The sequence below is a fragment of the Pseudomonas arcuscaelestis genome (genome assembly GCF_016881005.1).
In the GTDB taxonomy this organism is placed as follows: Bacteria; Pseudomonadota; Gammaproteobacteria; order Pseudomonadales; family Pseudomonadaceae; genus Aquipseudomonas; species Aquipseudomonas arcuscaelestis.
Map to the genome: position 1 here is coordinate 108,644 of NZ_JACOPV010000020.1, position 9,905 is coordinate 118,548.

Below are 9,905 nucleotides of genomic sequence, written 5' to 3' on the forward strand. Positions count from 1 at the left end.
CTACCAACGGTCGAATGGTAAGCGCCTGAAGTTATTGCGTTTTTGTGACCGGGTTATGACGAAGCAAGGCCTGAGATTAAAAAAAGTGGCACTTTGCCTTGTTTAATCGACGCGCTGTACCCGATTGCGCCCGGCACCTTTGGCCCGGTACAGGGCTTCATCGGCAGAGGTGGCCATGCTCAGGGCATCAAGCTCGCCACTCAACTGCACCACGCCGGCGCTGAAGGTGCAGGAAAGATCCTTCGGTTGAGCAGGGTAGTGGATCTCGGCAAAGCGTCGACGGATCTCATCGAGCACCTTATGGGCGGCGCTCAGGTCGGTATTGGGCATTACGATGGCGAATTCTTCTCCACCGTAGCGGCCGATGAAGTCGGTCTTGCGTAAACGCTGTTTGAGAAACAGCGCCAGGCTCTTGATCACGCGATCACCCATGGGGTGGCCGTGGCTGTCATTGACCTTCTTGAAGTGGTCGATGTCGAGCATGGCAAAGCTCAGCGGCTGTTCTTCGCGTCGAGCGCGGAAGCTGCAGTCTTCGAGCAATTGCAGGATATGGGTGTGGTTATACAGGCCGGTGAGGCTGTCGCGAACCATCCGTGCTTTCAGATTGCGTGCCCGCGAGGCGCGGTTGCGCACCGTGGTAATCAGGTGACGCGATCGGATCGGCTTGGTCAGGAAGTCATCGCCGCCTTCGCTCATGGCGTCGAGTTGCTTGTCGAGGTCATCCTCGGCTGACAAATAAATGATCGGCACGCTGACATAACGGTCGTTGTGGCGAATCACCTTGGCCAGTTCCGTGCCGGTGCAGTCGGGCATATACATGTCGAGGATGATCAGGTCGGGCTGGAAGTCTGCCAGCTCGGCCATGGTCCGGATCGGGTCGGTGAGCGCCCGGGTGACGATGCCGGCACTGTTGAGCAACCGCTCGGTGTGCATGGCCTGTGCCCGGGAGTCGTCGATGATCAGCACCTTGAAAGGCTCGTATTGGGTGACGCTGGTCAGGAGTTCAACCTTTTCCAACAGGCTGGAGGCTTCCAGCGTGCCGGTCAGAAATTCCTGGCCCCCGGCGCGAACTGCGGCAAGCCGCGTGGGTGTGTCGGTTTCATGCAGGCTGAAGAACAGCAACGGTACGCGTTGTTCCAGGCCTTGCTGGGCCTGGGCTGCCAATTGCAGGCCAATACCGCTGCCCGTGAAGTCGACATCCATGACAATGACCGACGGCAAGCGCTCGCTCATGGAGGCGCGAAAGGCTTCAGCGCTGTACAGGGCTTGTACACCCAGGCCGAAGAACTCCAATTGTTGAGCCAGGCGTTCTGCGCGGTCGTGGTCCTGGAGCATGATGTAGACCGGCTTGCGCAGGGGTGGCAGCGGCACCTGTTCAAGCAGGTCGCCCTGGCGCAGGCCAGTGCGCGACAAGCGCTGCATCAAGCGGTTTAACTCACTGATGAGGGTACTGCTCAAGCGTGCGCTGTTGGCTTCGACCGCCGCCAGGGTTTGGCCGATGGCCTCGGCCAGCTGGCTATGTTCCGGCTGTTCGAAGCGTTCTGCGTAGCGTTGCAGGCGCAGGTTGGCCTCGCACAGTTCGCCCAGATCGCCAGTCGACCACTCGCTGCGCTGCAGGCGCTGCCAGATTTCCAGGATCTGCCGAGCCTGGTGAATGACCCGCTGGGCAAAGTGCTGTTTGAGGCGCTCACGATTGGGGTCTTCTGGCTCGGTCATGTCCTGACTACTTATTTAAGGGTGAGGCAGTTCGAGTAATGGCTCTATGCTAGCACCACTTGCTGGACAATCGAGTGTCTTGTATCAATTATCTGTATAGGTTTGCTTATTCATTTGTTGACTCGATAGTCGCTTATGCGAACCGACCTCCTTGATTTATAGTGCAGCGATACTTGCCGACCCCGGCAGGCGGCGCGCGCGGAAAAACCGTACAGCGCTGGCACGAAGCCCGGGGGTTGCGGTCGAACCCCTTGAACCGACGTGACAGAAAGGACAACGCCATGCTGGATTGGAAAAACCGTACAGGCAAAGCCGAGGCGCGTGAGCGGGTAGAGCCGCGCAGTGCCGCCACTCGCAGTTATTTCGGCGGGTTGTTCTTCAGCCGAGCCCTGGGCACGCTGATTGGCCTGTATCTGTTGGTGTGCATCGGTCTTGGCTGGTACTGGAGTGCCGAGCCGGACTTGTTCCCCGTCCAGCAGAATGCCCAGGCTGCCGCCGAGAAGACCGGCCAGCAGATGGTGGTTGGCTACACCACCGTTGAAACCCTGAAAACCGTTGCGGGTACCTTGCTCAACAAGCCGGGTGGCTACATTTCCAACGACCGCTTTCCACCAGGATTGTGGATGGACAACATGCCGAGCTGGGAATACGGCGTACTGGTTCAGGTCCGCGACCTGAGCCGGGCACTGCGCAAGGACTTCGCTCGTTCGCAATCGCAGTCGGCCGAAGACGCTGATCTGGCCAAGGCCGAGCCGCGCTTCAACTTTGACAACAAGAGCTGGATCCTGCCCTCGAGCGAGTCGGAGTTCCAGGAAGGCATCAACTCCCTGAGCCGCTACCAGAAACGTCTGGCTTCCCCGGATCAGCAGGGCGCGCTGTTTTATACCCGTGCCGACAACCTCAACAACTGGCTGGGCGACGTTGCCACTCGTTTGGGTTCGCTCTCACAGCGCCTGTCGGCCAGCGTGGGTCGGGTCAAGCTCAACAGCAGCCTGAAAACCGAGACAGTGATCGCCGGCCAGGCGCCGCAGCTGGACGAAGAAGTGGTGGAGACGCCTTGGCTGCAGATCGACAACGTCTTCTATGAGGCCCGTGGTCAGGCCTGGGCGCTGTCGCACCTGCTGCGCGCCATCGAGGTGGACTTTGCCGATGTTCTGGCGAAGAAGAACGCCACCGTCAGCGTACGCCAGATCATCCGCGAGCTTGAGGCTTCCCAGGAACCGCTGTGGAGCCCAATGGTGCTCAACGGCAGTGGCTTCGGCATGTGGGCCAACCACTCGCTGGTCATGGCCAACTACATCTCGCGTGCCAACGCTGCGGTGATCGACCTGCGCCAACTGCTGTCCCAAGGCTGATCGATGGCTATCTCCACGCAGGAGGCTGCGCACCGCGCGGCCTCCGATGCCGAGCTGATTGCCTGGGTAGACGAAAACGACAAGCTCCTGGGCGCCGTACCCCGCGCCCAGTTGCGTGAAAAGGGCTTGATCGGACGCGGCACCTACATTCTGTTGTTCAACACGTCCGGTGAGCTGTGCGTGCACCGGCGTACCGAGAGCAAGGCGATTTATCCCGGCTACTGGGATGTGGCCGCCGGAGGCATGGTCCAGGCCGATGAAAGCTTTGCCGAGTCTGCCGCCCGTGAGCTGGAAGAGGAGTTGGGCGTGGCAGGTGTCGAGTTGACTGCCCACGAACGGTTTTTCTTCGACCAGCCCGGCAACCGGCTCTGGTGTGCGGTGTTTTCAGCTGTCTGGGACGGGCCTTTGCGCCTGCAACCGGAGGAAGTCAGCGAAGCGCGTTTTGTACCCGTCGAACAGGCGTTGGCAGAGAGTCTGCAGCAGCCTTATTGCCCCGATTCACTGGCTGCGTTGCAACGCTATATCGACCGTCGGGCCTGAAGTCGCCAATAGCGTGCAAAATGGCGCAGTTTTGTACTTAGCATTCGCTGCATTTATCGTTACACTGCGCGGCCTTTCAAGGCTGCCGCACCCTGTGTGCGGCAGTTGCGCTGCCCCTGCCAGAGTGGGGCTTCGCGGTCGATACCCCGCCCAGGGCATCGACCAGTTTTTGTCCTCACCGTACGAGGATCAAAAGTGGCCAAAAAAGCCGCATCATTTGCCGCCCTTGGTGGCTTGGTGTTCTCCACTGATGCAGGTCGGCATTGTCCGGACTGCAGCAAACCCATAGATGCCTGCATCTGCAAACAGACGCTCATCCCCGAAGGCGATGGCATTGCTCGCGTGCGCCGCGAAAGCAAGGGCCGTGGCGGCAAGACGGTGACGACCATCAGCGGTGTACCGCTGCCCCTGGAACAGCTCAAGGACCTGGCAACCACGCTCAAGCGTCGTTGCGGAACCGGCGGCGCGTTGAAAGACGGGGTCATCGAAATTCAGGGCGATCACGTCGAGCTGTTATTGGCAGAGCTGATCAAGCAGGGCTTTAAAGCGAAGAAGTCCGGCGGCTGAACAGCGCATCGCGATTTTTTGCAGTTTGCTTTCTAAACTCGTTCCCGTAGGAAGGGTCTATCCCTGAACACGGAAAATCGTCATTTCCAGGTTTTACACTGCGCCCGCCGTCCGCGGGCCGGTGTTATCCGACTTTTTATATAGGGGACTTCAATGTCCGTACGACGCACACGCAAAGACGATGGCAGCCAATGGACAGTTGCGGACAGCCGCAGTGTTTATGGAATTCGCCATTGGGGGGCCGGTTACTTCGCAATCAACGAGGCCGGGCGCGTCGAAGTCCGCCCCAACGGGCCTGGCAGCGCGCCGATCGACTTGTTCGAACAGGTCGACGACCTGCGCAAGAGCGGTTTGTCGCTGCCGCTGTTGGTCCGCTTCCCGGACATCCTGCAAGACCGCGTGCGCCAGCTGACCGGTGCCTTTGACGCCAATATCGCGCGCCTGGAATACCAGAGCCAGTACACCGCGCTGTACCCGATCAAGGTCAACCAGCAGGAAGCGGTGGTGGAAAACATCATCGCCACGCAGAACGTCTCCATCGGCCTGGAGGCGGGCTCCAAGCCTGAGCTGTTGGCTGTTCTGGCCCTGGCACCTAAAGGCGGCACCATCGTCTGCAACGGTTACAAGGACCGTGAGTTCATTCGCCTGGCGCTGATGGGCCAGAAGCTTGGCCACAACGTGTTCATCGTCATCGAAAAAGAATCTGAAGTGGCGCTGGTCATCGAAGAAGCGGCCGACCTCAAGGTCAAGCCGCAGGTTGGTCTGCGTGTGCGCCTGTCGTCGCTGGCATCGAGCAAGTGGGCCGATACCGGTGGCGAAAAGTCCAAGTTCGGCCTGTCGGCTGCGCAGCTGATCTCGGTGGTGCAGCGCTTCCGTGACGCGGGCCTGGACCAGGGCATCCGTTTGCTGCACTTCCATATGGGTTCGCAAATCGCCAACCTTGCCGACTACCAGCACGGCTTCAAGGAAGCTATTCGTTATTACGGCGAATTGCGTGCCCTGAACCTGCCTGTCGATCACATCGACGTGGGTGGCGGCCTGGGTGTCGACTACGACGGCACCCATTCGCGCAACGCCAGCTCGATCAACTACGACATGGACGATTACGCCGGTGTCGTGGTCGGCATGCTCAAGGAGTTCTGCGATGCCCAAGGCTTGCCGCATCCGCACATTTTTTCTGAGAGCGGTCGCTCGCTGACGGCGCACCACGCCGTGCTGGTGGTGCAGGTTACCGATGTCGAGAAGCATAACGACGAAGTGCCCGTAATCGAAAACAAGGAAAGCCTGCCCGAAACGGTTCAGTCGCTGGCCGATCTGTTGGGCCCGACCGATATCGAGATGGTCACCGAAACGTACTGGCGTGCTACGCACTACATGAGTGATGTGGCAGCGCAGTATGCCGACGGCAAGATCACCCTGGCCGAGAAAGCGTTGGCCGAGCAGTGCTACTTTGCCGTGTGCCGTCGCCTGCACAACTCGCTCAAGGCGCGTCAGCGTTCGCACCGTCAGGTGCTCGACGAACTCAACGACAAGCTTGCCGACAAGTACATCTGCAACTTCTCGGTCTTCCAGAGCTTGCCCGACACCTGGGCCATCGGCCAGGTACTGCCGATTCTGCCGCTGCACCGCCTCGATGAAGAGCCGATGCGCCGCGCCGTGCTGCAAGACCTGACCTGCGACTCCGATGGCAAGATCAACCAGTACGTCGACGAGCAGAGCATCGAGACCAGCATGCCGGTGCACGGCATCAACGAAGGTGAGGATTATCTGCTGGGTATCTTCCTGGTCGGCGCCTACCAGGAAATTCTCGGGGACATGCACAACCTGTTTGGTGACACCGACTCGGTGAACATCTACCAGAACCCGAACGGCAGCGTGTACCACGCCGGTATCGAGACCCACGACACCATCGAAGACATGCTGCGTTACGTGCACCTGTCGCCGGAAGAGTTGATGACTCACTACCGCGACAAGTGCGCCAGCGCCAAGATCACCGCGCGTGAACGCACCCAGTTCCTGGATGCACTACGCCTTGGCCTGACCCGTTCTTCGTACCTGTCCAGCTGACGCAATCGCGGAGCAAGCTCGCTTCTATTCAGGTTGTCGCACCTGACTTGAGTAGGAGTCGGCCTTGCCGGCGATGGGGCTGCCCAGCAGTCCTCCACCGTGGACGCCGGCTCCCCTTAGGTTGAAAGCAATTGCGCCTCGCGCTGGGCGATGGCTGCTTCGAGCTCAGGAGAGCGCTTGGCCCATTGTTCGGGAGGCAGGGGTTTGGACCATTCGATAATGGCGGGGTAGTCCAGGCTTGGAGGCGGATTCAGCTTTTTCCACGGAGGTAGCCAGCCAATGGGGCATTGAAAATAAACACGCCAAATATACCTTCCCACAGTATCGTCAGAAGCCAGCCGCGGGTTTTAGCTTTATCGCGCATGTAGTCGATGTAGTCGCGCAGGGTCCCACCTAAGTTAAGCGTAACAGCCTCTGGCGCTGCGTCGGGCCCAATCTCCATGTAACTGCGCATGCACTCCCATAGCGCCATCGCGGTGGTGCCTCCGCCACAGCCAAAGCCCAGCGAGTAATGCTTGTTATCTTCCTTGGCGTGCGGATCTGGGTTCTCGAAGCCAATGAACAACATGCCCATCGTTGCTCTGCCACCTTGGCTTACCGACGAATGCTGCGTGGCTGCTGCCGTCACGCTTTCCCAAGGGACAATCCAGTACTCGCCATCTGCTTGCGGTACGCATACTTCACGGCGCTGTCGATTGAAACGCACGGGTAAAGGTACTTCGCGGAAAAGACCCTGAATCAGAAGTAAGGTAGGAATTCCGATGATAAAAGTGACCATGATCGCAAATATGTGCATATCGTCCTGATCATGCCTGAACAGATATCCCATGAATGCGAACAGCATTACCATTGGCCAAAGCACCATCACCGCTGACCCGATACTGTAATTACCAATATCGAGAAACACGTCGTTCTTGCGCCATATGGTGTTGAGCACATCGGAAGGTTTTCTCCCGGTGGGAATGGGCAATGGCGCTAAATAGTCGTTACATGAAAACAGCCGTTTTTTAGTGGTGCCTGCGGGTGGCGTACTCATGTTTGTTCCGTGTGTTGCGTCTGCGCGAGCAGTTCGGCTTCACGCTGGGCGATGGCAGCTTCCAGCTCAGGAGAACGCTTGGCCCATTGTTCGGGCGGTAGGGGTTTGGACCATTCGATGATGGCGGGGTAGGTTAAATCTGGTGGTGGATTCAGTTTCCAGCGCTCAAGTACATCGATAAGCAGCGTGTTAAAGATGAAAATACCGCAGAAGCCTTCCCACAAAACGGTAACAAACCACCCTCGTAATTTCGCAGCCTTGATAAGGTCTTCCAGGTATGTGGCCCATATTCCCTTGGATCTGTCGAAACGGGCGGTATCATCCTCAACTGCTTCCGGTCCTATCTCCATGTAACTGCGCATGCACTCCCATAGCGCCATCACGGTGGTGCCTCCGCCACAGCCAAAGCCCAGCGAGTAATGCTTGTTATCCTCCTTGGCGAGCGGATCTGGGTTCTCAAAGCCAATGAACAACATGCCCATCGTTGTTCTACCACCCTGGCTTACTGACGAATGTTGCGTGGCTGCTGCCGTCACGCTTTCCCAAGGGACAATCCAGTACTCACCATCTGCTTGCGGTACGCATACTTCACGGCGCTGTCGATTGAAACGCACGGGTAAAGGTACTTCGCGGAAAAGACCTTGAATCAGAAGTAAGGTAGGAATTCCGATGATAAAAGTGACCATGATCGCAAATATGTGCATATCGTCCTGATCATGCCTGAACAGATATCCCATGAATGCGAACAGCATTACCATTGGCCAAAGCACCATCACCGCTGACCCGATACTGTAATTACCAATATCGAGAAACACGTCGTTCTTGCGCCATATGGTGTTGAGCACATCGGAAGGTTTTCTCCCGGTGGGAATGGGCAATGGCGCTAAATAGTCGTTAGTGAAAACAGCCGTTTTTTAGTGGTGCCTGCGGGTGGCGTACTCATGTTTGTTCCGTGTGTTGCGTCTGCGCGAGCAGTTCGGCTTCACGCTGGGCGATGGCAGCTTCCAGCTCAGGAGAACGCTTGGCCCATTGTTCGGGCGGTAGGGGTTTGGACCATTCGATGATGGCGGGGTAGGTTAAATCTGGTGGTGGATTCAGTTTCCAGCGCTCAAGTACATCGATAAGCAGCGTGTTAAAGATGAAAATACCGCAGAAGCCTTCCCACAAAACGGTAACAAACCACCCTCTTAACCTTGCAGCCTTGATAAGGTCTTCCAGGTATGTGGCCCATATTCCTTTGGATCTGTCGAAACGTGCGGTGTCATCCTCAACCGCTTCCGGTCCTATCTCCATGTAACTGCGCATGCACTCCCAGAGCGCCATCGCCGTAATACCTCCGCCACAGCCGAAGCCTAGCGAGTAATGCTTGTTATCGTCCTTGGCGTGCGGATCTGGGTTCTCAAAGCCAATGAACAACATCCCCATCGTTGCTCTGCCACCTTGGCTTACCGACGAATGCTGCGTGGCTGCTGCTGTCACGTTTTCCCAAAGGACAATCCAGTACTCGCCATCTGCTTGCGGTACGCATACTTCACGGCGCTGTCGATTGAAACGCACGGGTAAAGGTACTTCGCTGAATAAGCCCAGGATCACATAAAAGATAGGAATGCCCACAACGACTAATCCGCCTCCCAATATTAAAGTGTCAGACGTGATGTAATAAATAACCGCAAATTGTATGATCATCGGCCAAATAACCAACACGGCAGAGCCGATATTGTAATTACCAATATCGAGAAACACGTCGTTCTTGCGCCATATGGTGTTGAGCACATCGGAAGGTTTTCTCCCGGTAGGGATGGGCAATGGCGCCAAGTAGTCGTTGCGCGAAAATAGCCGTTTTTTAGTGGTGCCTGCGGGTGGCGTACTCATGTTTGTTCCGTGTGTTGCGTCTGCGCGAGCAATTCGGACTCACGCTGGGCGATGGCAGCTTCGAGCTCAGGCGAACGCTTGGCCCATTGTTCTGGAGGCAGGGGTTTGGACCATTCGATGATGGCGGGGTAGGTTAAATCTGGTGGTGGATTCAGTTTCCAGCGCTCAAGCACGTCGATAAGCAGCGTGTTAAAAATGAAAATGCCGCAGAAGCCTTCCCACAAAACGGTTACAAACCACCCTCGTAATTTCGCAGCCTTGATAAGGTCTTCCAGGTATGTGGCCCATATTCCCTTGGATCTGTCGAAACGTGCGGTCTGATCCTCAACCGCTTCCGGTCCAATCTCCATGTAGCTGCGCATGCACTCCCATAGGGCCATCGCCGTAGTACCTCCGCCACAGCCAAAGCCCAGCGAGTAATGCTTGTTATCCTCCTTGGCGTGCGGATCTGGGTTCTCGAAGCCAATGAACAACATTCCCATCGTTGCTCTGCCACCTTGGCTAACTGACGAATGTTGCGTGGCTGCTGCCGTCACGCTTTCCCAGGGGACAATCCAGTACTCGCCATCTGCTTGCGGTACGCATACTTCACGGCGCTGTCGATTGAAACGTACGGGTAAAGGTACTTGGCGGCCTCAAGGAGCAAGTGCAACACCTGATGTAAGGTGTTGTCATGTCTACCCAATACAGTCACCTGAGTACCGAGGAGCGCGTCACCATCATGGTGATGCTATTTCAACGGCAGACGCTAC

At 57.2% G+C, this 9,905-nt stretch carries 8 protein-coding genes and 1 pseudogene; 4 read left to right on the forward strand and 5 right to left on the reverse strand.

The window, feature by feature from the left end; genetic code table 11:
• Positions 1 to 102: 102 nt before the first annotated feature.
• On the reverse strand, positions 103 to 1,716 hold the full coding sequence (locus H8F21_RS25965) for a response regulator (RefSeq protein WP_203585634.1): 1,614 nt from the start codon (positions 1,714 to 1,716) through the stop codon (positions 103 to 105).
• Between the two features lie 281 nt (positions 1,717 to 1,997).
• Between H8F21_RS25965 and H8F21_RS25970 the strand changes: the two genes are divergently transcribed.
• The 4 genes from H8F21_RS25970 (at position 1,998) to speA (ending at position 6,245) form a co-directional block, all read left to right on the forward strand.
• Positions 1,998 to 3,071, forward strand: a complete 1,074-nt coding sequence (locus H8F21_RS25970; protein WP_203585635.1) for a DUF2333 family protein — start codon at positions 1,998 to 2,000, stop codon at positions 3,069 to 3,071.
• 3 nt (positions 3,072 to 3,074) lie between these two features.
• On the forward strand, positions 3,075 to 3,611 hold the full coding sequence (locus H8F21_RS25975; protein WP_203585636.1) for an NUDIX hydrolase: 537 nt from the start codon (positions 3,075 to 3,077) through the stop codon (positions 3,609 to 3,611).
• Between the two features lie 195 nt (positions 3,612 to 3,806).
• Positions 3,807 to 4,178, forward strand: coding sequence for a translation initiation factor Sui1 (locus H8F21_RS25980; protein ID WP_136478326.1), 372 nt, complete (start codon positions 3,807 to 3,809; stop codon positions 4,176 to 4,178).
• A gap of 153 nt (positions 4,179 to 4,331) precedes the next feature.
• Positions 4,332 to 6,245 (forward strand): arginine decarboxylase, encoded by a 1,914-nt coding sequence (gene speA, locus H8F21_RS25985; RefSeq protein ID WP_136478325.1) that lies wholly within the window; start codon positions 4,332 to 4,334, stop codon positions 6,243 to 6,245.
• Positions 6,246 to 6,495: 250 nt separating this feature from the next.
• Here the strand turns inward: speA and H8F21_RS25990 are convergent, their stop codons facing one another.
• From H8F21_RS25990 to H8F21_RS26005, 4 genes and pseudogenes are all read right to left on the reverse strand, one after another.
• The gene (locus H8F21_RS25990) at positions 6,496 to 7,281 is read right to left on the reverse strand and encodes a hypothetical protein (RefSeq protein ID WP_413243051.1); all 786 of its coding nucleotides are present in this window, start codon (positions 7,279 to 7,281) and stop codon (positions 6,496 to 6,498) included.
• On the reverse strand, positions 7,278 to 8,126 hold the full coding sequence (locus tag H8F21_RS25995) for a hypothetical protein (protein ID WP_413243052.1): 849 nt from the start codon (positions 8,124 to 8,126) through the stop codon (positions 7,278 to 7,280). Before H8F21_RS25995 ends, H8F21_RS25990 begins: the two co-directional genes overlap by 4 nt.
• Before the next feature lie 94 nt (positions 8,127 to 8,220).
• Positions 8,221 to 9,153 (reverse strand): hypothetical protein, encoded by a 933-nt coding sequence (locus tag H8F21_RS26000; RefSeq protein ID WP_203585637.1) that lies wholly within the window; start codon positions 9,151 to 9,153, stop codon positions 8,221 to 8,223.
• Positions 9,150 to 9,785: pseudogene (locus tag H8F21_RS26005) on the reverse strand (hypothetical protein); the annotation flags it as partial. The pseudogene H8F21_RS26005 and the gene H8F21_RS26000, both read right to left, overlap by 4 nt.
• Positions 9,786 to 9,905 lie beyond the last annotated feature (120 nt).

Coding starts and splice junctions, on each gene's coding strand:
- H8F21_RS25965 (WP_203585634.1), bottom strand. CDS start 1,716: ATGACCGAGCCAGAAGACCCCAATCGTGAGCGCCTCAAACAGCACTTT.
- H8F21_RS25970 (WP_203585635.1), top strand. CDS start 1,998: ATGCTGGATTGGAAAAACCGTACAGGCAAAGCCGAGGCGCGTGAGCGG.
- H8F21_RS25975 (WP_203585636.1), top strand. CDS start 3,075: ATGGCTATCTCCACGCAGGAGGCTGCGCACCGCGCGGCCTCCGATGCC.
- speA (WP_136478325.1), top strand. CDS start 4,332: ATGTCCGTACGACGCACACGCAAAGACGATGGCAGCCAATGGACAGTT.
- H8F21_RS25990 (WP_413243051.1), bottom strand. CDS start 7,281: ATGAGTACGCCACCCGCAGGCACCACTAAAAAACGGCTGTTTTCATGT.
- H8F21_RS26000 (WP_203585637.1), bottom strand. CDS start 9,153: ATGAGTACGCCACCCGCAGGCACCACTAAAAAACGGCTATTTTCGCGC.